The sequence below is a fragment of the Kitasatospora sp. CMC57 genome (genome assembly GCF_045866025.2).
Lineage (GTDB): Bacteria > Actinomycetota > Actinomycetes > Streptomycetales > Streptomycetaceae > Kitasatospora.
In genome coordinates this window covers 6,016,522-6,038,178 of the sequence record NZ_AP035881.2, presented here as the reverse complement: position 1 = coordinate 6,038,178, position 21,657 = coordinate 6,016,522, and the positions used below count along the sequence as shown (strand labels likewise).

Genomic DNA, 21,657 nt, shown 5'->3' with positions numbered 1-21,657 from the left:
CGAGCAAGGAGCCCCGCATGGCCAAGGTCACCGTCTCGCTCGACGCCGACTTCGCGATCGAGCTGATGCTGCTCTCCGGTACCAGGAACCCGCAGGACGCGGCCGAGTTGATCCTCCGTGACTACCTCGCCCGGGGCCGCCGCACCGAGGCCCGCACCTCGGACGCCGCCGACGAGGCCCGACTGGTCGACCGGCCCGGCCCGATCGTCCAGGAGGGCTGACGCCCGGACTGCGGACAGCAGTGTGGGGCACGAGGGAGAACCCTCGTGCCCCACAAGGCCGTTCGCTCAGCTGCGCGGGTTGGCACCCGTCGAGCCGCGCATCACCAGCTCGGGCTGGAACATGAACTCGGCGCGCTGGCCCGGGCTTCCGCCGACCTCCTCCAGCAGTGCGTCGACGGCAGCGGTGGCCATCGCCTCGACCGGCTGGCGGATGGTGGTGAGCGGCGGCTCGGTGAAGGCGATCAGCGGGGAGTCGTCGAAGCCGACCACCGAGACGTCCTGCGGGACCGCGAGCCCCCGCTGCCGGACGGCCCGGATCGCGCCGAGCGCCATCATGTCGCTGCCGCAGACGATCGCGGTGCAGCCCTTGTCGAGCAGCGCGTTGGCCGCCGCGTGGCCGCCCTCGACGCTGAACAGGGTGTGGTGCACCAGCCCTTCGGCCTCCGCCTCACTCAGGCCGAGCAGCTCACGGACGGCTGCCGTGAAGCCCTCGATCTTGCGCAGCACCGGCACGTACCGGCGCTGGCCGACCGCAAGACCGATCCGCTCGTGGCCGAGCTCGACCAGGTGCTGGACCGCCATCCACATCGCGGCCCGGTCGTCCGGCGAGATGAACGGCGCGGCGATCTTCTCGCTGTAGCCGTTGATCAGCACGAACGGGACCTGACGCCCCGTCAGTTTGGCGTACCGGTCGTGGTCGGCCGTCGAGTCGGCGTGCAGGCCGGAGACGAAGACGATGCCGGCCACCCCCCGCTCGACCAGCATCTCCACCAGTTCGTCCTCGGTGGATCCGCCCGGCGTCTGGGTGCAGAGCACCGGCGTGTAGCCGTGGCGGCTCAGCACCTGTTCGATCACCTGGGCCAGTGCCGGGAAGATCGGGTTGCTCAGCTCCGGGGTGATCAGCCCGATCAGCCCGGCGCTGCGCTGCCGCAGCCGGGTCGGGCGCTCGTAACCGAGCACGTCGAGGGCGGCCAGCACGGTCTGCCTGGTCGTGGCCGAGACCCCTGCTTTGCCGTTGAGGACGCGGCTGACGGTCGCTTCGCTGACCCCCGCCTGCGCCGCGATGTCCGAAAGTCGCGCCGTAGTCACGATCCCAGAGCCTATTGCAACCATGTCAGACCGCCCACCAGATGGTGCTGTCCGCCGGCAGAACCGTCTCACCGTCCACCGCGACGGCTTCGGTGGAGGAGAGCAGGATACGGCCGGGAGCGGCTATCCGGACCGGCTCGGCACCGGCGTTCACGGTGCAGACGAAGGAGCCGCGGCGGAAGGCCAGCACGTCGGCCGGCGTCTCCAGCCACTCCACCGAGGTGCCCGCGCCGAGGTCCTGGTGCTCCCGACGGATGGTCAGCGCGCTGCGGTAGAGCTCCAGCGTCGAGGTCGGGTCACCGGTCTGCACCTCCACGCTCAGCCCGGCCCACTCGGCCGGCTGCGGCAGCCAGCTCGGGCCGCCGACGGTCGGGCCGAAGCCGTACGGCGCCTCGGTGCCCGACCACGGGATCGGCACCCGGCAGCCGTCCCGGAAGCCGTCCTGGCCGGCCTGGCGGGAGAACGAGGGGTCCTGACGGACCTCGTCGGGCAGGTCGGTGACGTCCGGCAGGCCGAGCTCCTCGCCCTGGTAGACGTACGCGGAGCCGGGCAGCGCGAACATCAGCAGGGTGGCGGCGCGGGCCCGGCGCAGGCCGAGCTCACGGTCGCCTGCGGTACGGATCTGGGTGCCCAGGCCCGGCGGGTTGGCGAAGCGGGTGGCGTGCCGGGTCACGTCGTGGTTGGACAGCACCCAGGTCGCCGGGGCGTCCACCGGGCGCATCGCGTCCAGCGAGGTGTCGATCACCTCGCGCAGCTCGGCCGCGTCCCAGGAGGTGCCCAGGTACTGGAAGTTGAAGGCCTGGTGCAGCTCGTCCGGGCGGACGTAGTTGGCGGTCCGCTGCACGGTCGGGGTCCACGCCTCGGCGACGCCGATCCGCTCGCCCGGGTACTCGTCCAGGATCTTGCGCCAGGCGCGGTAGATGTCGTGCACACCGTCCTGGTCGAAGAACGGCATCACGTCGTTGCCCAGGAGCTTGAGCTGGTCCGAGCCACCGAGGTCGGGCAGGCCGGGCGCCTTCACCATGCCGTGCGCGACGTCGATCCGGAAGCCGTCCACGCCCATGTCGAGCCAGAACCGCAGGATCGAGCGGAACTCGTCGGCGACCGCCTGGTTGTCCCAGTTGAAGTCGGGCTGCTCGGGCGCGAACAGGTGCAGGTACCAGTCACCGTCGGTGCCGTCCGGGTTGACCGTACGGGTCCAGGCCGGGCCTCCGAAGATGGACTCCCAGTCGTTGGGCGGCAGTTCGCCCGTCGCGCCCTTGCCGGGACGGAAGTGGTAGCGCTCCCGCAGCGGCGAGGACGGACCCTCGCGCAGCGCGCGCTGGAACCACTCGTGCTGGTCCGAGGAGTGGTTGGGCACCAGGTCCACGATGATCCGCAGGCCCAGCTCGTGCGCGTCCCTGATCATGCCGTCGGCGTCCAGCAGGGTGCCGAACATCGGGTCCACCGCGCGGTAGTCCGCCACGTCGTAGCCGGCGTCGGCCTGCGGCGAGGCGTAGAAGGGGGAGAGCCAGACCGCGTCCACGCCCAGCGCCTTCAGGTACGGCAGCCGGCTGCGGACGCCCGGCAGGTCACCCATGCCGTCCCCGTTCGAGTCGGCGAAGCTGCGCGGGTACACCTGGTAGATGACCGCGTCCCGCCACCAGCCTCTGGAGGCAGCACCGTTCGCAGCGATGGGCTCGGCGGCGGGCCGGGAGGTGTCGGCCAGGTTCTGGGTCATGGACAGTCATCCCTTGGGGACTAGGTGTCGTCCCGGCGGCCCGGGGTACGGGCCGCCGGTACGCGGCAGAAGGCAGAATCAGGAGCTGGATTGACGGTACGTCAGGACTTGGCCGCACCGGCGGTCAGTCCGGTTACCAGGTGACGCTGGACCAGGTAGAAGACGAGGGCGGCCGGCAGGGCGATCAGCACGGAGGTGGCCGCCATCAGGTTCCACTGGCTCTCGTACTGGCTGACGAAGGTCTGCAGACCGACCGCCAGGGTGTACTTGCCGGAGCTGAGCAGGAAGGTGGAGGCGAAGGCCACCTCCGCCCAGGCGGTCAGGAAGGAGTAGAACGCCGCCACGGCCAGGCCCGGCCGGGCCAGCGGGATGACCAGGCGCCAGAAGGTGCCGAACGGGCTGAGCCCGTCCACCCGGCCGGCCTCGTCGATCTCCACCGGGATGGTGTCGAAGTAGCCCTTCAGCAGCCAGGCGCAGTACGGCACGGTGGTGGCCGAGTAGACGATGATCAGGCCGGTGTAGCCGTCCAGCAGCTTGAGCGAGGCGAGGATCGTGTACATCGGCACGATCAGCACCGCGATCGGGAACATCTGGGTGACCAGCAGGGTCCACATCAGCTGGCGGTGACCGGGGAAGCGCATCCGGGAGACCGCGTAGCCGGTGGTGGCGGCGACCAGCACACCGAAGACGGTGGTGCCGCCGGCCACGATCACCGAGTTGAGGAACCAACTGGCGAAGTCGGTCTCGAAGAGCACCTTGGAGTAGTTCGAGAAGGTGATCTTGTCGAAGATCTGCCCGGGGTGCAGGTAGTCCATCTTGTCCGGGCCGAGCGAGATGAAGCCGATGTACAGCACCGGGAAGAGGGCCACCAGGCTGGCGAACACCAGGGCGACGTGCGAGAGCACGCGGACCAGCGGGCTGCTCTCGCCGCGTCGGCGGACCTTCACCGGGCGGGCCGGGCGCGGGGCGGGGACGGGGTTCTTGACGGTCTCTTCGATGGTGGCGGTCATCGGGAAGCCTCTTCGTTCCGGGCCAGCCAGCGACGGTAGAAGCTGGTGAAGACGATCAGGATGGAGAGCAGCAGCACGCCGTAGGTGGCCGACTGGGCGTAGTCGCGCGGCTGTTGGCCGAAGCCCAGGCGGTAGGCCCAGGTGACCAGGATCTGCGCGTCCGGGGCGCCGTTGCCGAACAGCAGGAAGATGACGGCGAACTGGTTGAAGGTCCAGATCACGCCGAGCAGCACCACCGTGGAGGAGACTGTGCGCAGGCCGGGCAGGGTGATGTGGCGGAACTGCTGCCAGGGGGTGGCGCCGTCCATCTCGGCGGCCTCGTACAGCTCGCCGGGGATCGACTGCAGGCCACCGAGCAGCGAGACCATCATGAACGGCACGCCGACCCAGGTGTTGACCAGGATGGCCGCCGCCTTCTGCGCCAACGGGTCGGAGAGCCAGGCGGGTTCGGGCAGTCCGAGCGAGCCGAGCAGCCCGTTGACCACGCCGCCGTCGGCCAGCATCAGCCGCCAGGAGAAGATCGTGACGAAGGTCGGCACCGCCCACGGCAGGATCAGCATCAGCCGGTAGAAGCTGCGGCCGCGCAGGCGCTGGTTCATCAGCATGGCCAGCGCCAGACCGGTGGAGTAGGTGAGGGTCACGCAGATGACCGTCCACGCGACGGTCCAGACGAAGTGCGACCAGAAGCGGTCGTAGGAGCCGGGGCCCCACAGGACGTCGGCGTAGTTGTGCAGGCCGATGAAGTCGTAGGTGGCCGGGATCTCCTTGACCCCGATGGTGCGGGCCGAGTTGAGGCTGTTGGCGTCCGTCAGGGTCAGGTAGAAACCGTTGATCAGCGGGTAGCCGACCAGCACACCGAGCACGATGACGACCGGGGCGACCATCGCGTAGGCGTACCAGTGCTTGCTGTACGAGAGCTTGACGCGCGCCACCAGGCCGGGACGCGGGTCCTGGCTGCCCTTGGTGGGAGCGCCTTGCACGGCGACTGCCATGAGTTGACACCTTTTCGGGAGGTCCGCCGCGGCTCGCAACGGTGACTGCTGCTGGTACGGGAAGGTCCGCCCGGGCCACCTCCGTCAGGTGGGCGGCCCGGGCGGTCCGGGCTAGGGGCTCCCGGCGATTGGGGGGTGGAAGGAGGAGCGGGTCGGGGGCCGAGTCTGGGCGGTGCCGACGAAGGAGTAGCAGCGGAGCTGCGGCGACTGAGGAGAAGCCGTCCAGGCGAGAGCCATCGGCACGCGACGCCGCCCCCCAATCGCCGGGAGCTCCCTACTTCGAGAAGCCGGGGAGCAGCTTCAGGTAGTCGACAGCGGTGGCGTCCAGACCGGCCTGGGTGCTGCTCTGGTCCTGGACGATCTTGCCGAGGTTGGTGCCGATCGAGCCGAACAGCGAGCTGTACTCCGGCAGCTCGGGGCGCGGCTGGGCGGCGGACAGGATCGCCTGGAAGCCGGCGATGCCCGGGTCGGCCTTGACGTCGGCGGTGTACGCGTCGGCGCGGGTCGGCAGGGTGGAGTTCTTCGTGGCCAGGAAGGTCTGGCTCTCGGCGGAGGTGAGGAACCCGGCCAGCTTCTCGGCGGCGGCCTTGTGGGCCTTGTCCGCGCCGGCGTAGACCGAGACGTTGTGGCCACCGGTGGGGGCGCCGGCCTTGCCGGTGGAACCGGCCGGGACGGCCGCGATGCCGAGGTTCTTCTTGTCGGCGAAGGCGGAGCCCTTGTAGATGTTGGTGATCTCCCACGGGCCGTTGATGACGGCCGCGACCTTGCCGCTGGTGAAGGCGTCCATCATGTGCGCGTAGGCGTCGGTGGTCACGTCGGCCTTGACGGTGCCGGGCGCGGTGAACATCGACTTGTAGGTCTCGATCGCCTTGACCGCCTCGGGCGAGTTCACGGTGATCTTCTTGCCCTTGGCGTCCACCATGTTGGTGCCCTCGCCGTACAGGAACGGCATGGCGAAGTAGCCGTCACCGGCGCGCATGAAGAAGCCGTCCACGCCGGCCTTCTCCTTGAGCTGGGCGGCGGCGGTCTTCAGCTCGTCCCAGGTCGCGGGGGCCTTGGTGATGCCCGCCTTGGCGAACAGCTCCTTGTTGTAGAGCAGGCCCAGGGTGTCGGTGACGATCGGGGCGCCGTAGACCTTGCCCTCGTACGTCGCCTGCTGGATCAGGCTCGGCTGGAAGGCGGCCTTGTCGGTCATCGCCGGGGTGCCGTCCAGCGGCTCCAGGTAGCCGGCCTTGGCGAAGGCGGAGGTCCAGCCGACCTCGGAGCGGAAGGCGTCCGGGGCGCCGGTGGCGCCCATCGCGGTCTGGAGCTTGTTCTGCGCCTGGTCGAACGGGACGTTCTCGAACTTGACCTTGATGTTCGGGTTGGCGGCCTCGAACTTCCTGACCAGGGCCTCGTAGTTCGGCGCCTCGTTGGTGGCGTTGGAGGTGTCCCAGTAGGTGATGGTGACCGGGCCGTCAGCAGCCTTGTCGTCGGATCCGGAGCCGCTGCTGCCACAGGCTGCCATGGTGACCGCGAGGGCCGCAACGAGGGCAGAGGCCGCGATGCCACGCCGCATGAGAACTCCTAGGGAAAAGGTGGGGGTGCCCGGGATGGAGGTGGACCGCGCATAATGGCTGTCCTGCCCCGACTGCGCCGTACCGGCCGTCGGGCTTGGGGAGGAACGTAACAGCGATGCAACCGCTGTCGAAAGTCCTTGCAGCAAGTTTCTGCAAGAACCGGCGATCGTTACGTCCACGTGTCCTGGGCGTTGCCGCAAGGTAGTCGGCGGGCGGACCCGAAGCAGGGACCTTCGGCCCCATTTTTAATGATGATCGTTATTTATATTAAGAGCGCAGTCACCAGCGTCCCAGGAGGAACCTGTGCTCTCCCCGCAGTCGACCGAGACCGTCCGTGCCACCCTGCCCGCCGTCGGCGGGGCCCTCGGGGAGATCACCCCGCTGTTCTACGCCAAGCTGTTCGCCGCCCACCCCGAGCTGGAGCGCGACCTCTTCAACCGGGGCAACCAGGCCGTCGGCGAACAGCCCCGGGCACTGGCGGGCTCGATCGCCGCCTACGCCACCATGCTGGTCGAACACCCCGAGGTGCGGCCCGGCGCGATGCTGGCCAGGATCGCCCACAAGCACGCCTCGCTCGGAATCACCGAGGCCCAGTACCAGGTGGTGCACACCCACCTGTTCGCCGCGATCGCGGAGGTGCTCGGCGCCGCCGTGACGCCCGAGGTGGCGGCCGCCTGGGACGAGGTCTACTGGCTGATGGCCAATGAACTCATCGCCCTGGAGGCCAAGTTGTACCAGGAGGCCGGGCTGGAGCCGGGCGACGTGTGGCAGTCCATGACCGTCACCGGCCGCGTGCGGGAGACCACCGACACGGTCTCCTTCACCCTGCGCCGCACCGACGGCCAGCCGGTCGCCGCCTTCCGCCCGGGCCAGTACGTCAGCGTCGCGGTCCACCTACCCGACGGCGCCCGGCAGATCCGTCAGTACAGCCTCTCCACCGCGCCGGGCCGGGACGAGTGGCGGATCAGCGTGAAGCGCGACGGCGAGGTGTCCACCTTCCTCCACACCACGGCGCACGAAGGCACCCGGCTCCAGGTCTCGCACCCGTTCGGCGACCTCGTCCTGGACGAGAGCGAGGCACCCCTGCTGCTCGCCTCCGCCGGGATCGGCTGCACCCCCATGATCGGCATGCTCGACCACCTGGTGCGCACCGACTCCAAGCGCCGGGTGGTCGCGGTGCACGGCGACCGCTCGGCGGCCGACCACGCCCTCGCCGCGGAGCTGACCACCCTGACCGGCGAACTGCCGGACGCCGTACTGCACCGCTGGTACGAGGACATCGACGGCCTGGTGGACCTCACGGCGGTCGAGCTCCCCGAGGACGTCCGGGCCTACCTCTGCGGCCCGCTCCCCTTCATGCGGGCCGCCCGGGCCCAACTGCTCGACCGGGGCGTGCCCGCCACCGCCATCCACTACGAGGTGTTCGGCCCTGACCTCTGGCTCGCGAGCCGCTGAGCGCTACGACCGCTCGGACGCGATCGCGATCGCGCACACGCCGGGCGCGCTGAACGGGTGCAGCCGGACGACGTCCGGACCGCCCGCCAGTGCGTCCAGCAGACCCTGGTGGACGGCGCAGATCACCTCGGGGTGCCGCTCGGCGGTCCGCAGGAACGGGCAGTCCCGAAGCAGCAGCCTGCCGTCCGCACCGGACTCGGGCCGGAAGCCCCAGCGTTCGGCGGCGGCCCGGACCCGCTCGCCGAGCGGGGCGTCGTCCGGGGGTAGCTCGGCACCCCAGTCCCGGCCCGCTTGGACGGCACCGACCCGGCCGTAGCCGAGGGCCAGGACCTCGACCAACTCCCGGTAGGCGTCCAGCTGTTCGTGGGCCGGCGCAGCGGTGTAGCTCAGCTTCGGCCGCCCCCGGCCGGCGGCGGGCTGCCGGGAGACCGCGACGAGTCCGGCCTGTACCAGGGCGGTCAGATGGTGCCGGATGGTGGTCGGATGCAGGCCCAGCGCCCGGGCCAGCTGCTGGGCCTCCAGCGGCTCGGCGGCCGAGGTCAGCTCGGCCAGCAGCGCCCGGCGGGTCGGCACGGCCAGCGCGCGGTGCACTCCGGCGTTCTCCGCTGCTGCCCCTGCGCCGTCCATGCGGTCAATATACGGCGGCCCGCGGTCAGCCGATCCCGAGCCGCAGCACCGTGGTGGACCGGAACTCCTCGCCGGGCCGCAGCTCGGTGCTCGGGTACTCGGGACGGTGCGGCGAGTCCGGGTGGTGCTGGGTCTCCAGCGCGATCCCGGCGTACTTCCCGTACGCGACGCCGCTCACCCCCTGCACCGCGCCCTGGAAGCCGTTGGCCGTGTAGACCTGCAGCCCCGGCTCGGTGGTGAGCACCTCCAGGGTGCGGCCGCTGTCCGGGTCCTCCAGGAAGGCCGCCCGGGTCGGCGTGCCGTCCGTGCGGCGCTCGCGGAGCACCCAGTTGTGGTCGTACCCGCCGGCCGCGGCCAGCTGCGGGTGGCCGTCCCCGATCGCCTTGCCGACCGGCCGGGCGGTGGAGAAGTCGAACGGGGTGCCCGCCACGGGCTCGTACGGGCCGAGCGGGATCTGCCGGGCGTCCACCGGCGTGTACGCGTCCGCGTCCAGCGTGAGCAGGTGCCCGAGCACGTCGCCGCTGCCCTCGCCCGCGAGGTTGAAGTAGGCGTGGTTGGTCAGATTGACCACGGTCGGGCGGCTGGTGACCGCCCGGTACGCGATGGTCAGCTCGGCGCCGTCCAGGACGTAGTCGACCGTGACGTCGAGCGCGCCGGGGAAGCCCTGGTCGCCGTCCGGACTGTGCAGCTCCAGCCGGACGCCGCCGGGGATCCCGGCGGCGCGCCAGATCCGGTGGGCGAAGCCGTCCGGACCGCCGTGCAGGGTGACGCCGTTGCCGGTCGGGGACAGCTGGTGGTCCTCGCCGTCGATGGTGATCCGGCTGTCGGCGATCCGGTTGGCGTACCGGCCGACGGTGGCGCCGTAGTGCCTGGCCGGCCCCAGAATGCCCGTCAGCTCCTCGGTGCAGAGCAGCAGCTGCGCCGACCGGCCCTCGCGGTCCGGCGCGGTCAGGCCGTGCAGGGTGGCCCCCAGGTTCAGCACGGTGGCCTCGACCCGGTCGCTGCGCAGCGTCCAGCGTTCGATCGCCGCACCCGCGCCTGACGCCGCGAAGGGCTCCCGCCGTACCTCGGTCTGCTGGGCCGCCATCAACCGTTCCTCCTGGTCCTGGTGCGAGCTCCTGTCGCGTGGCCCCAGCCTAGGGCCTGGCCCCTGTCGGGGGCCGGACCGGCGCAGTACTCGGCCGACTTCGGTCAGTCGGTCTCCTCCGGCTCGGGCCCCGGCAGGCCGAGCGCCTCGGCCAGGCCCTCGGGACCGGTGCCGATCTTTCGGTGGACGGCGGCCAGCCGGCGGTGCACCAGGCTCAGCGGAACGTTGAGCTGATCGGCGATCCGGTGCGGCGGGACTCCTTGGGCGGCCAACTCGGCCACCTTGCGCTCGTGCTGACTGAGCGACTCCTTGCTGAGGGTGCGCAGCCGGTTCGGCCGCAGCCCCGTCCTGGCCAGCTCGCGCCTGGCCTGGGCCACCAGGGTCTCCGCGCCGCAGTTCTGGGCCAGCTCGATGCCCTGGTAGAAGTACTCGGCCGCCTCGGTCAGCCGCCCGGTACGGGCCAGCGCACCGCCCAGGTCGACCAGCGAACAGGCGAGCTCGTAGCTGACCGGGGACTGGGTCAGCAGGTTGACCGACTCCTCCAGCAGCGCCACGGCGTTCTGGCCGTCCGAGACGGCCGCCTGGATGCGCAGCGCCGTACCGCGCGCCGAGAAGGTGCCGAACTTCTCCGCCCACTCCAGGGCCTGGGCCGCCGTCTCGCGGGCCTCCTCCGGCCGGTCGGGCGCCAGTGCGAGGGCCAGCTGACCGGCCCACGGCGCCCAGACCGGGTTGTACCAGCCGCGCTTGCTCAGCTGGGCACCGACCGAACGGAACACCTCGATCGCACCGGCCCGGTCGCCCTTGGCCAGCAGCAGCTTGCCGTAGAGCGTGGGCGCGTCCGGCAGCACCATCGCGGTCGGGTGGTACGGCGGAGCGAAGCGGTACTTCCGCGCCAGCTCCCACGCCTCGTCGACCCGACCCCGGGCCAGCAGGGTGTCGGCCAGCACGCCGACCACGTCCCACTGCAGCGGCAGGTCGGGGGCGATCCGCTCGGAGAGCCGCAGCCCCCGGCGGAGGAAGTCCTCGGCCTCGGCGAGCAGCCCGCGCCGGAACCGGACCAGGCCCATCAGGAAGTACGAGAAGCCCCGGTGCGCACCGCTCCAGCCGGCCACCTCGAACTCGGTGATCGCCTCGGCGAACAGCTTCTCCGCGCTGTTCAGCTGGTCGGTGTAGGTGTACGTCAGACCGATGATGGCGGGGAGCTCGAAGCCCCAGGTGGTGTTCCGCCAGCCCAGGCCCTCCGGCAGCCGGCCTGCGTCGGTGGCCTGGTCCACGAAGCCGAGCGCCCGGTGGGCGGGCTCACCACGGAGCGTCAGGTCCCAGGCCCGCAGGGTGTAGACGGCCCGCTCCGGCGCCTGCTGGCCGCTGATCCGGTTGCCCAGGTCGGCCAGCCGGCGGGACCGCTCGGGCCCGTCCACCTCGTCGCGCTGCCAGGCGATCCACATGAAGTGCAGCGCCTCCAGCCGCAGCCGGTCGGTGGCGGACGCCGTCCGCTCCGCCTCGATCCTGCAGACCTCCGCCGCCTCGACCAGCTCGCCGGAGTGCGCCAGCACCTCGGAGAGCCGGAAGGTGGCGTCCACCCGCTTCTCCGGGCTGAGGCCGGGCTCCAGCGCGAGGGCCTGCTTGAGCTGGTGCACGGTGGCCAGCGGGTCGGTGAGCAGCGCGGCGCTGCCCGCCTCGTACAGCACCTCGGCCCTGAGGTCCTCGTCCGGCGGCTCGTACAGTGCGCGCTGCAGACAGCGCAGCGCCGCCTCCGGGGCGCCGATCGCCAGGTGCTCGGTGGCGGCCTGGCGGAGCTTGGCCACCATCAGGTCGTCGCCCTCGGGGTGGGTCTCCAGCAGGTGGCGGGAGGCGTCCAGCAGCGAGCCGCCGGTGTTCTCGATCGCGCTGGCCGCGATGCCGTGCATGCCGGTACGGGTGTTGGGCGGCATGGTCTGGTAGATCGAGGTGCCGATCACCGGGTGGACGAAGTCGAGCCGACCGTTCGGCCCGGTGGTGAGCACGTGGTGGCGGCGCAGCTGACGGACCGACTCCTCCGCCTCGGCCGGGCTCTGCGCGCAGATCGCACCCGCCAGGTTCTGCTTGATGTCGGTGCCGAGCAACGCGCAGGCCCAGGCGAACCGGATCACCCGGGGGCCGAGCTTCTCCAGCCAGTACTCCATCGTCATGCCCTTGGCGGCGGCCGCCAGGTCGTGCAGCTGCTGGACGTTCTCCTCGAACGGCTCCAGCTGCTGTTCCTTGACCTCGCGCAGCAGTACGGCCACGTCGTAGGGGTTGCCCCGGGTGACCGCCCACACCTGACGGCAGAACAGGTCCTCGGCCTCCGCGCCCAGTTCGTCCCGGACCAGCTCGGTGACCGAGGCGGGGTTCAGCGGCCGGAGCACGTGGCGGCGGGTGGCCTGGCTCTCGATCTGCTGCTGGAGGCTGCGGCCCTCCTCCTCGAACTCGTTGCGGTGCGCGAAGACCAGCAGCACCGGCAGGTGCCTGGCCCGCACCGCGAACGAGGCCAGCCAGGTCAGCGACTCCTGGTCGGCCCAGTGCAGGTCGTCCACCATCATCACCAGGGGTGCGCGGCGCGGCGCCAGTTGGGTGAGCACGTAGTCCAGGCCGTCCCGGACGCCCTGCGGGTCGAGCTGCTCGACCTCGCCGGACGGCGGGACCAGGCCGATCGCCGGGCCGACGATGCCGTACCAGCCGCCGAAGACCTCGCTGCGCTCCGCCTCGGTGAGACCGCCGAGCACCGGCAGCAGCAGCTGCTTGAGGACGTGGAACGGCTCCTTGACCTGCCGCTCGCCACCCCGGCCGGAGAGCACCGTGCAGGTCTTCCTGAGCTTGGCCAGGCGTCGGACGTGGTCCATCACCGCCGTCTTGCCGAGACCGGCCGGCGAGGCGTAGACGAGGAGTTCGCCGATCTCGGTGCCACCGGCCTCGAAGTCCCGGCAGAGCCGGTCCAGCGACTGCTCCGCGGTACGGAGCTCCTCGTCCCGCTCGCGCAGGTGACCGTCCCTGGCCCCGCCCTGATGATCGACCACTGCCCAGCCTCCGCTTCGCACCCGTCCCATGGACCTGTTGCGAGACTAGTACCGTGGCCGCCCCCGTGGCGCGCGTTCACGCAGGCTGGAGTGCCGGTTCAGGGTTCGCTACCCGCGCCGGGGGCAAATCCCTTGGTACCCCTGACGTCTGATGATCAGATCAGATACTCTTCGCCCCGAACGGGGCGCCGCAAGATCTTCAGCACGTATACGGCGCGAAGGCTTCCTACAGAGCCGTGGAGAGCGCCAAGAGCACGCACAGAACCGAGCGCCGGGAGTCCCATGTCCGACGACAGCTCACTTGAGCTTCCGTTCCCCCACCGTCGTAACCCCCATCAGTCCCACGCCGCCCAGCACCACCAGGAATGGCTGCACCGCCACCGCGAACTCGCCGCTTCGACCGGTGATTTGGCATATGCCCGCTGGGAGGTGCCCGAACTGGCCGCGCTCACCTATCCGGAGAGCTCCCCCGACGACCTGGATCTGGCGGCCGACCTGATGGGCTTCTACTTCCTGTTCGACGACCAGTTCGACGATGCCCTCGGCCGCGAACCGGAACGGGTGGCGGTGATCTGCGAACGTCTCACCGCCATCATCCACAGCACCCGGCCGCTCGGCAGCACCCCCACCGAGCGGGCCTTCGCCGACCTCTGGCGACGGAGCCTCCAGGGCATGTCCGCCCGCTGGCGGGCCCGGGCGGCGTACAACTGGGAGTGGTACTTCGCCTGCCATCCCGCCGAGGCGGCCGGACGGATCTCCAGCCGGCTCCCGGACCGGGAGGGCTACCTGATGCTCCGTCGGGGAACAGCCGCCATGGAGACCATCTTCGACATGGTCGAACGGCTCGGCCGCTTCGAGGTCCCGCAAGCGGTGCTGCACCATCCGGTGCTACGTCAACTACGCCAGTTGGCAGCCGACATACCCTCGCTCTCCAACGATGTCCGCTCCTACGCCCAGGAGTTGGCCCGGGGTGACGTCGCCAACCTGGTGATGATCGTCCAGCGTGAACGCGGCTGCCCGGCCGAGGAAGCCGCCTCGGTGGTGATGGCCGAGGCCCAGTTCATGGTGGACCGTTTCGCCGAGCTGATGGACCAACTCCCCGAGGTCTACAGCCTACTGGGTCTTACGGCGGCCGAACGCCACTCCGCGCACAGATATGCCGACGGCTTGGCCGCCTGGACCGCCGGCTACCTCCGCTGGGAGGCCAGGACCGGTCGCTACGTGTCCGGCTGACCGGCGATCCGGACCGTACGGACCGGCACCGTGGCCACCGGGTCACGGTGCCGCACCGGCCGGCCGCCGACGGTCATGAGGCCGCCCCCACTACTCGGGCAGCGCCAGCCACTCCTCCCAGCTGAGCTCCCGCCCCGGGTACCGCGGCTGGGCGAACCGCCAGCGCTCGGCGATCCACTTCGGTACGAAGGCGTCCAGCGCGGCCTCCACCGTAGTGCCGGCCAGCGCGTCGACCACCCACCAGGAGATGTCGGCGTCGGCGCCCGGCCGCTCCGGCGGATCGATGTAGACGCAGCCGTGCAGCGCCTGCTCGGCGGTGTCCAGCAGGGCGTAGTTGAACGACTGGTGGGCCTCGATCTCCCGCTCGTGCCTGGCCAGGTCCTCGCGGTCCTGCTCGACCGTCATGGTCGCCGGGGGCCAGCTCCAGGGCAGGCCGTACATCGACCACAGGCGCTCGCGCGAGCCCATCACGGCGGGGTAGTCGATCTCGGTGTCGGCGGCCCGGATCGGCCGCAGGTGGTAGCCGTCCAGGACCGGTTCGTGGACGGGGTGTTCGAAGTCTTCGGGAAGCCAACTCATGCCGGGCAGGCTAGCCAGTCGGCCCCGGTCAGCCCACCGGTTTTCGGTCCGGCGGCAGCAGCGCCCGGCAGCAGCCGTCGTCGCGCCCGCCGCCGACGGCACGCCACGGACGGCCCAAGGTCACCCGCAGTACCGGTGACGGAGTGTTCGCTGAAGGGCCACAGACTCCCTCCCCTGGAGAAGGACCGATGACCATCCCGCTCGACAAGCTGTCCGACCCGGCCGTGCGCACCTTCCTGGCCGCCCTCAACGCCAATGACCGGGACGCATTCCAGGCCGCGCTCACCCCGGATGCGACCATGTCCGACGACGGCGCGGACCGGAACCTCGCCGAGTGGACCGACCGGGAAATCTTCTCCTCGCGCGGCCACATCGAGGTGCAGAGCGAGAAGGACCACGGCCGCACGGTGATCGCCAACTACCGTAACGACACCTGGGGCGAGATGCGCACCACCTGGCGGTTCGACGTCAAGGACGGACGGGTCAACCGCTTCGAGACCGGCCAGGCCTGACGGGCCGACAGGTCTGGTGAAGCGCTTCGACAGTAAGTCTGGACACCTGCCAAGTGCCTCTCTAAGCTCTCCGGACAGGACAGTATCGAGACGGACAGACGACGGTGTCGAAGCGCTTCACCACCCCGGGCCTCGGCAGCGTCGCGAGATGGAGCACCGCATGGTCACGCTCGCCCAGGTCGCCCGGCACGCCGGGGTGTCGCCGAGCACGGTCAGTTACGTGATCAGCGGCAAGCGGTCGATCTCGCAGGACACCCGGCTGCGGGTCGAGCGCAGCATCGCCGAGCTCGGCTACCACCCGCACGCCGGGGCCCGGGCGCTGGCCAGCAACCGTTCGCACGTGATCGCGCTGGTGGTCCCGCTCCGCACCGACATGTTCGTCCCGGTGATGATGGAGATCGCCATCGCGGTCACCACCACCGCCCGCCGGTACGCGCACGATGTCCTGCTGCTCACCAGCGAGGAGGGCCCCTCGGCGATCAAGCGGATCACCAGCAGCGGGCTGGCCGACGCGATGATCCTGATGGACGTCGAGCTGGAGGACGAGCGCATCCCGCTGCTCCGGCAGACCGGTACCGCCGCCGCGCTGATCGGCCTGCCCGCCGACCCGGCCGGACTCACCTGCGTGGACCTGGACTTCGAGGCCACCGGTCGGCTGGCCGCCGACCACCTGGCCGACCTCGGGCACCGCGAGGTGGCGCTGATCGGCCCGGCCGAGTCGGTCTACCGGCGGCACACCGGCTTCGCCGAACGGACCCTGGCGGGCTTCCGGCAGCAGGCCGGCGAGCGCGGGCTGCGCTTCCTGCACCGTCCCTGCGGCGACGGCCACGAGGCCGCCAGCGGCACGCTGTCCCGGATCTTCGAGGAGCGCCCCGGGATCAGCGGCCTGGTGGTGCAGAACGAGTCCGCCCTCCCCCATCTGCTCGGCCAGCTCCGGCAGTCCGGCCGGGCGGTGCCCGAGGACGTCTCGGTGGTGGCGATCTGCCCCGACGACGTCGCCCTGCACTCCGCTCCTCGGCTGACCTCCGTCTCGGTCCCCGCCAAGGAGATGGGCCAGCGCGCGGTCGAGCTGGTGATGGCCCTCGCGGCCGGCCGACCCGCCGAGGAACTCACCCTGCTCACCCCGGTACTGACCATCCGGGAGAGCAGCGGTCCCGGCCCCCGCTGATCCGTACTGTTCGCGCGCATCGCCGAGCACCCCGCCCCCGCTTCGCCATGCCCGCGACCCCGGCCGGAGCCGCCGGGTCAGGACCCGCCCTCTCACCTCTGGAGGCCCCCACCATGAACCCTGCCCTGACCGCCGCCCGCGTCCCCGCCCAGGCCGTCCCCCACCGCCACCCCGCAGGCCTGCTCGCCCCCTCCGAACACCAACTGCTGCTCCTGCTCGCCGAGGGTCTCCCGCTGGACTCGATAGCCCGCCGCCTGGGCACCTCCAGCCGCACCCTGCGCCGCCGGATCCGGGTCCTCTGCGACCGCATCGGCGTCCGCACCCCGCTCCAGGCGGCGGTCTGGGCGGCCCGCCGTGGCCTGATCTGACGAGCGGCTCCGGCCGAACGCCTCCGGGAGCCCCACCTCTCCCGGACGCGGCTCAGAGGCACTGCCGCACGGCCGCGATCAACGTCCGCGTGCGAATGTCCCCCGTCACCCCCGGCTGCATGCCGTTGGTGACGTAGCCGAAGCCGATCCCCAGCTCGGGGTCGGCGAAGCCGAGAGAGCCGCCCCGGCCCGGGTGGCCGAAGGAGGCCGGGGAGGCCATCGGGGAGGTGGGGCCGTGGCGGAAGAAGCCGAGGCCGAAGGAGGTGCTGACGATCAGCACCCGGTCGGGCCCGCTGACCGCCGGGCCCATCGCCTCGGCCAGCAGACCGGGCCCGAACACGGCGGGGAGCAGCTCGCCCGGGGCCCCGCCGTGCCGGTCGGCCGCACCGATCAGCGCCGCGTAGAACCGGGCCACCGACCTGGCGGTGCCGATCCCGCCCGAGCCGGGGATCTCGGCGGCCTGCACCGCGGGGTCGTTCAGGTCGACCTTCGGCCGGACCGCGGCGAACGCACGGGCCGTCAGCGAGGTGGGGTCCTGGTACGCCTCCACCACCGCCCGGCGGGGCCGCAGCCGGACGCCGTTCGGGCCGGTCAGGGCCGCTTCGGGGGCGGGCAGGTCCACCAGCCGGCCGACCCTGGGCCCGGCGCCGGCGGGCAGGCCGATCCACAGGTCGAGCCCGAGCGGCTGGGCGATCTCCTCGGCGAAGTAGTGCCCGATGCTGCGTCCGGAGGCCCGCCGGACCACCTCGCCGACCAGCCAGCCGAAGGTGTACGGGTGGTACCCGTGCGCCCGGCCGGGCTCCCAGAACGGCGCCTGGGCGGCCACCGCCGCGACGGCGGGCTCCCAGGCGATCACGTCCTCGAGCCGCAGCGGCACGTCGAGCGCGGGCACCCCCGCCTGGTGCGAGAGCAGCCAGCGGACCGGGATCCGGTCCTTGCCCGCGGCCTTGAACTCGGGCCAGTACGAGGCCACCGGCGCGTCCAGGTCGAGCCGTCCCTGCCCGGCCAGGTGCAGTGCGGTGGCGGCGGTCAGGCCCTTGGTGACCGAGCGCAGCACCTGCGCGGTGTCCGCCGTCCAGGAGACCGCCGGGTCGGGGCGGCCGCCCACCTCGGGCCGGGCGTCACCACCCCAGAGGTCGACCACCTTCCGGCCGTCCAGGTAGAGCGCGAACGCCCCGCCGAGCTCGCCGTGGTCACGGAAGTTGCGCGCGAACGCCTCCCGTACCGGCTCGAACCCCTCGGCCGTCTCGCCCCAGATCTCCACCACCGCGTGCCGCCCTCTGTTCGCCTGCTCCTCGCTTCTGAAAGATAGTCCGATCATGGGGCGCCCGCCGACTCGGTAGCGTGGGTCCATGACGAATCCTGCTGACGAGGTGCTCGACGTGGTGGACGCGCAGGACCGGGTGATCGGCACCGCCCCGCGCGGTGAGGTCTACCGGCGGCGGCTGACCCACCGGTGCGTGTTCATCCTGGTCCGCGATGCCGAGGGCCGGATCTTCACCCACCGCAGGGCGGCCGGCAAGCTCTACGCCCCGGGCACCTACGACTGCTTCGTCGGCGGCGTGGTCGGCGCCGGGGAGACCTACGCCGAGGCGGCGGTCCGGGAGGCCGAGGAGGAGATGGGTGTCAGCGGGATCGTGCCGGTCCGGCTGTTCAAGTTCCTCTTCGAGGAGGACGGCCTCTCCTGGTGGTGCGACACCTACGAGGCCCGCTGGGACGGCCCGGTCAGCCCCCAGGTCGAGGAGGTCGACTGGCACGGCTGGCTCACCGAGGAGGAGCTGACGCAGCGGCTGACGGAGTGGCAGTTTGTGCCGGACGGCCTCCAAGCCTACCGCCACTACCTGACCCACCGGGCGGGCGGCCGGGTCGGCTGACCCGCTCGTCCCCACGACCGCGCAGGACCAATTCAAGACCGGCAGGCGATTGGGGGGTGGCGGCGGCGCGACGTCGGGGCACGCACCTCACCGGCTTCTCGTCAGTCGCCGATGCTCCGCATGGACTCCCTCCTCGGCACCGCCGAGCCACGTGCCCTCCGTGCCCGCCAACGGCAGGGGGGCCCTCCAACGCCGCTCCCTCACCCACCCCCACCGCCGGTCGGTCTAGAGTGGCGCTCATGGTTTCCCGTACGCCGCCGGTGGCGGACCGGCCCGAGCGAGCGCCGCGGCGCAGGCTCAGCGTGGACGAGCGCCGGGAGCAGCTGATCGCGGTGGCGCTCGACCTGTTCAGCCGGGCTGCGCCGGAGGACGTCTCGATCGACGACATCGCGGCCGCCGCCGGGGCCTCCCGGCCGCTGGTCTACCACTACTTCCCCGGCAAGCAGGCCATCTACGAGGAGGCGCTGCGGCGGGCCGGGCAGGAGCTGGCCGGCCGCTTCGAAGAGCCGCACGAGGGTCCGCTCTCGGAGCGCCTGCTGCGGGTGATGGGGCGTTACCTGGACTTCGTCCGCAGTCACGGCCCCGGCTTCGCGGCGCTGCTGCGGGGCGGTTCCGTGACGGCCGGGCCTGCGGGCAACGCGGTGATCGACGAGGTGCGGCGGGCCGCCGCCGCGCAGATCCTCCGGCACCTGGCGGTGGCGGAGCCCAGCCCGGGGCTTCGCCGGACGGTCCGGGCCTGGATCGCCAACGCCGAGATCACCTCACTGGACTGGCTGGCCACGCCGGAGGTCCCGTTGGAGGAGCTCCAGCTCCAGCTGGTCCAGGAGTTCGTCGCGGCGCTGGCCGTGTGCGCGGCCCGCGAGCCCGCGCTGGCGGCCGAGCTGGCCGGCTTCCTGGCAGCCGAGAGCGCCGGCGGACCGACCGGTCGGCTGATCCGCCAACTGGCGGGCCTGCTGGGCGTTCCGGGCCTGGCCGAAGCGGTGACGGTGCTGGCCGAGGGCTGACCCGTCCCGGCCCCGGGCCCCGCTCCTGACCCCGGGTTCTGATAGAAAGTGGACGGAATTATCCACCTGAGGACAAGGGGGGCTCAGCGGCATGACTCAGGACGGTTTCGCGGGCGCGGAACGGATCGGCGCCACGATCGACGTACTGGCTGACGCCCTGTTGGGGGCCGACGACACGCACTACCCCGCCAGCTCGCTGACGGCCTTCGACCGCTCCGCGCACCCCTCCGCCGACGCGCTGTTCGGGCTCAGGCTGAGCCCCGCCGGGCCCGGTCTGCTGACGGTCCGTGGGCTCGGCACGGTGGTCGAGGCCGGCACCGCCAGGACCGCCGACGACCCCGGGGCGCCGACGGCGGAGCTGTTCGCCCGCTATGGCGGCACGGACGTCTTCGGGCTCCCGGCCGAGGCCGTCTCCCCGGAGCGGGTCGCCGTGCCGGTCCGGCCGGAGTCGGCCGAGGGCTGGATGCGTCCCGAGTTCCCGGCCGCCGTGGCCCGGTTCGCCGCCGAGCGGCCGGTCGCCGTGCCGGAGGAGCTGGCCACCGGGGCGGGCGTGGAGGTCCGCCTGGTGGTGCCGTCGGTCTTCCACCCGCTGACCGTACGGGGCGACCGCCAGCGCCGGGCGGCTCATCTCGCCGAGGTGGCCGAGGAGTTGCACGCCGGTTCGCGCGCGCCGCGCCGCCAGGACTGGTCGGTGCTGACCGGTCTGCTGGCGCAGCCGGCGGCCGCCGCCGGAGTGGTCTTCGCCGGGGTCGCCGCGCTCAGGGTGGACGGCCGGCCGAGCCGGGCCTCCCTGGTGGTGTCGCTGACCTCGCACCCGCGACAGATCTCCGAGCTGTCCGCCGAGTTGGCCGACACCCGCCCGCAGGCCGAAGTCTGGACGGTGCTGATCCCGGCCGGCCCGACCGCCGTGCTGGTGGAGAGCCGGATCGCCCCGGTGCCGCCGCTGCTGCTGCCGGCCGGCAGCTCCGTCATCGAGACCGACGCCGCGGACAACACCGTCGTCTCGGTGCTCCAGGCCTTCCTGCCGCTGCCGGACGGCGTCTCGGTGCTGACCGTCCAGCTCGGCACCGCCCAGACGGAGGACTGGGAGCTGTACGCGGCGACCTTCGCCGAGATCCTGGCGAGCATCCAGGTCGGCTGGGACGGCACCCGGGCCGCCCTGCCGCAGCTCCCGGTCCAGCAGCCGGTCGCCCACGAGCCGATCGCCCATGAGCCGGTGGCCCAACAGGCCGTCGCCCAGCAGCCGGTCGCGCAGGCGCCGGTCATCCCCCCGGTCCCGTCCATGCCGCCGACCGTGCCCGCCCAGGCCCCGGCCGTCGCCGCGCCGGTGGCGGAGCAGCGTCCCAAGGGCGTGAAGGTCAACATCCCGCCGCCGGACTTCAACCCCTTCGCCCCGCCCCGGCCCGCCGAGGTCCCGGCCCAGGCAGAGGCACCGGCCGCCGAGGGCACCCCCCGCAAGGGCGTGAAGGTCAACATCCCCCCGGCCGACTTCAACCCCTTCGCCGCACCCGCCCCGCCGCCCGCCACCCCGGCCGCCGCCGCACCGGCCCCCCAGCCGGCCGCTCCGGCCGCACCGGCCGCCGCCGACCCGTTCGGCACCGTGACCGTCCAGCAGGCGACCGACCCGTTCGGCACCGTCACCTCGGCTCAGCCCGCCGCCCCGGTCCGGGTCCCGGCGCCGACGCCACCGCCGGCCGCGCCGCCCACGGCGGCCGCACCGGCCCCCGGCAAGGGCGTCAAGGTCAACGTGCCGCCGCCGGACTTCAACCCCTTCGCTCCCCCGGCCCCGGCCACGGCGGCCGACGACGCCGCCGAGGGTGAGGACGCCCCCGCTCCGCGCAAGGGCGTGAAGGTCAACATCCCGCCGGCCGACTTCAACCCCTTCGCCGCACCGGCCCCGCCGCCCGCCATCCCGGCCGCCGCGGCACCGGCCGCCGAGCCGGAGCCGCCCGCGTACAGCCCGTTCGGCTGACGGCGGCTCAGCTCGACCCACCGGCACACGACGGGCCGTGGACCTGACCCAGCACGGTCAGGTCCACGGCCCGTGCTGGTCCAGACCTATTGCCAGCACCCACCGACGTCCCTACGCTCCTGTCACAGGATCTCCGCGGCAACCCGACGGCCCGG

At 72.0% G+C, this 21,657-nt stretch carries 19 protein-coding genes; 9 read left to right on the top strand and 10 right to left on the bottom strand.

Annotation, left to right across the window (positions count from 1 at the left end):
* Window positions 1-17: 17 nt before the first annotated feature.
* On the top strand, window positions 18-221 hold the full coding sequence (locus ACKUU6_RS27075) for a hypothetical protein (RefSeq protein WP_407991182.1): 204 nt from the start codon (window positions 18-20) through the stop codon (window positions 219-221).
* A 66-nt stretch (window positions 222-287) separates the two neighbouring features.
* Here the strand turns inward: ACKUU6_RS27075 and ACKUU6_RS27070 are convergent, their stop codons facing one another.
* From ACKUU6_RS27070 to ACKUU6_RS27050, 5 genes are all read right to left on the bottom strand, one after another.
* Entirely contained in the window at window positions 288-1,334 is a 1,047-nt protein-coding gene (locus ACKUU6_RS27070) for a LacI family DNA-binding transcriptional regulator (protein WP_407991181.1), read from the bottom strand.
* A 1-nt stretch (window position 1,335) separates the two neighbouring features.
* On the bottom strand, window positions 1,336-3,030 hold the full coding sequence (locus tag ACKUU6_RS27065) for a glycoside hydrolase family 13 protein (RefSeq protein WP_407991180.1): 1,695 nt from the start codon (window positions 3,028-3,030) through the stop codon (window positions 1,336-1,338).
* A 101-nt stretch (window positions 3,031-3,131) separates the two neighbouring features.
* Window positions 3,132-4,040 carry a sugar ABC transporter permease gene (locus tag ACKUU6_RS27060; protein WP_407991179.1) on the bottom strand — a complete coding sequence of 303 codons (909 nt, stop codon included), beginning with the start codon at window positions 4,038-4,040 and terminating at the stop codon, window positions 3,132-3,134.
* Window positions 4,037-5,032 carry a carbohydrate ABC transporter permease gene (locus tag ACKUU6_RS27055; RefSeq protein WP_407991178.1) on the bottom strand — a complete coding sequence of 332 codons (996 nt, stop codon included), beginning with the start codon at window positions 5,030-5,032 and terminating at the stop codon, window positions 4,037-4,039. The genes ACKUU6_RS27060 and ACKUU6_RS27055 overlap by 4 nt, the downstream gene beginning before the upstream one ends.
* A 274-nt stretch (window positions 5,033-5,306) precedes the next feature.
* A complete protein-coding gene (locus ACKUU6_RS27050; protein ID WP_407991177.1) occupies window positions 5,307-6,590 on the bottom strand; it encodes an extracellular solute-binding protein in 1,284 nt (427 codons plus the stop codon).
* A gap of 304 nt (window positions 6,591-6,894) precedes the next feature.
* Between ACKUU6_RS27050 and ACKUU6_RS27045 the strand changes: the two genes are divergently transcribed.
* A complete protein-coding gene (locus ACKUU6_RS27045) occupies window positions 6,895-8,046 on the top strand; it encodes a globin domain-containing protein (protein WP_407991176.1) in 1,152 nt (383 codons plus the stop codon).
* A 3-nt stretch (window positions 8,047-8,049) separates the two neighbouring features.
* Here the strand turns inward: ACKUU6_RS27045 and ACKUU6_RS27040 are convergent, their stop codons facing one another.
* The 3 genes from ACKUU6_RS27040 to ACKUU6_RS27030 all read right to left on the bottom strand — a co-directional run bounded on the left by ACKUU6_RS27040 (window position 8,050) and on the right by ACKUU6_RS27030 (window position 12,792).
* Entirely contained in the window at window positions 8,050-8,673 is a 624-nt protein-coding gene (locus ACKUU6_RS27040; protein WP_407991175.1) for a helix-turn-helix transcriptional regulator, read from the bottom strand.
* A 25-nt stretch (window positions 8,674-8,698) separates the two neighbouring features.
* Window positions 8,699-9,760 (bottom strand): aldose epimerase family protein, encoded by a 1,062-nt coding sequence (locus ACKUU6_RS27035; RefSeq protein ID WP_407991174.1) that lies wholly within the window; start codon window positions 9,758-9,760, stop codon window positions 8,699-8,701.
* Window positions 9,761-9,864: 104 nt separating this feature from the next.
* Window positions 9,865-12,792 carry an ATP-binding protein gene (locus ACKUU6_RS27030; RefSeq protein WP_407991173.1) on the bottom strand — a complete coding sequence of 976 codons (2,928 nt, stop codon included), beginning with the start codon at window positions 12,790-12,792 and terminating at the stop codon, window positions 9,865-9,867.
* A 282-nt stretch (window positions 12,793-13,074) separates the two neighbouring features.
* On the opposite strand from ACKUU6_RS27030, the gene ACKUU6_RS27025 reads away from it, so the two are divergent.
* Entirely contained in the window at window positions 13,075-14,025 is a 951-nt protein-coding gene (locus ACKUU6_RS27025; RefSeq protein ID WP_407991172.1) for a terpene synthase family protein, read from the top strand.
* Window positions 14,026-14,115: 90 nt separating this feature from the next.
* Here ACKUU6_RS27025 and ACKUU6_RS27020 read toward each other — a convergent pair whose 3' ends face one another.
* On the bottom strand, window positions 14,116-14,604 hold the full coding sequence (locus ACKUU6_RS27020) for a GNAT family N-acetyltransferase (protein ID WP_407991171.1): 489 nt from the start codon (window positions 14,602-14,604) through the stop codon (window positions 14,116-14,118).
* 188 nt (window positions 14,605-14,792) lie between these two features.
* Between ACKUU6_RS27020 and ACKUU6_RS27015 the strand changes: the two genes are divergently transcribed.
* The 3 genes from ACKUU6_RS27015 (at window position 14,793) to ACKUU6_RS27005 (ending at window position 16,652) form a co-directional block, all read left to right on the top strand.
* Window positions 14,793-15,116: a nuclear transport factor 2 family protein gene (locus ACKUU6_RS27015; RefSeq protein ID WP_407991170.1), complete on the top strand. Its 324-nt coding sequence runs from the start codon at window positions 14,793-14,795 to the stop codon at window positions 15,114-15,116.
* Window positions 15,117-15,264: 148 nt separating this feature from the next.
* Window positions 15,265-16,284 (top strand): LacI family DNA-binding transcriptional regulator, encoded by a 1,020-nt coding sequence (locus ACKUU6_RS27010; protein ID WP_407991169.1) that lies wholly within the window; start codon window positions 15,265-15,267, stop codon window positions 16,282-16,284.
* Window positions 16,285-16,397: 113 nt separating this feature from the next.
* Entirely contained in the window at window positions 16,398-16,652 is a 255-nt protein-coding gene (locus tag ACKUU6_RS27005) for a helix-turn-helix transcriptional regulator (protein ID WP_407991168.1), read from the top strand.
* A 52-nt stretch (window positions 16,653-16,704) separates the two neighbouring features.
* Here ACKUU6_RS27005 and ACKUU6_RS27000 read toward each other — a convergent pair whose 3' ends face one another.
* A complete protein-coding gene (locus ACKUU6_RS27000; RefSeq protein WP_407992254.1) occupies window positions 16,705-17,973 on the bottom strand; it encodes a serine hydrolase domain-containing protein in 1,269 nt (422 codons plus the stop codon).
* 31 nt (window positions 17,974-18,004) lie between these two features.
* Between ACKUU6_RS27000 and ACKUU6_RS26995 the strand changes: the two genes are divergently transcribed.
* The 3 genes from ACKUU6_RS26995 (at window position 18,005) to ACKUU6_RS26985 (ending at window position 21,502) form a co-directional block, all read left to right on the top strand.
* Entirely contained in the window at window positions 18,005-18,526 is a 522-nt protein-coding gene (locus tag ACKUU6_RS26995) for an NUDIX hydrolase (RefSeq protein WP_407991167.1), read from the top strand.
* A 239-nt stretch (window positions 18,527-18,765) separates the two neighbouring features.
* Window positions 18,766-19,530, top strand: a complete 765-nt coding sequence (locus tag ACKUU6_RS26990) for a TetR/AcrR family transcriptional regulator (RefSeq protein ID WP_407991166.1) — start codon at window positions 18,766-18,768, stop codon at window positions 19,528-19,530.
* A gap of 91 nt (window positions 19,531-19,621) precedes the next feature.
* On the top strand, window positions 19,622-21,502 hold the full coding sequence (locus ACKUU6_RS26985; protein WP_407991165.1) for a hypothetical protein: 1,881 nt from the start codon (window positions 19,622-19,624) through the stop codon (window positions 21,500-21,502).
* Window positions 21,503-21,657: the final 155 nt, after the last annotated feature.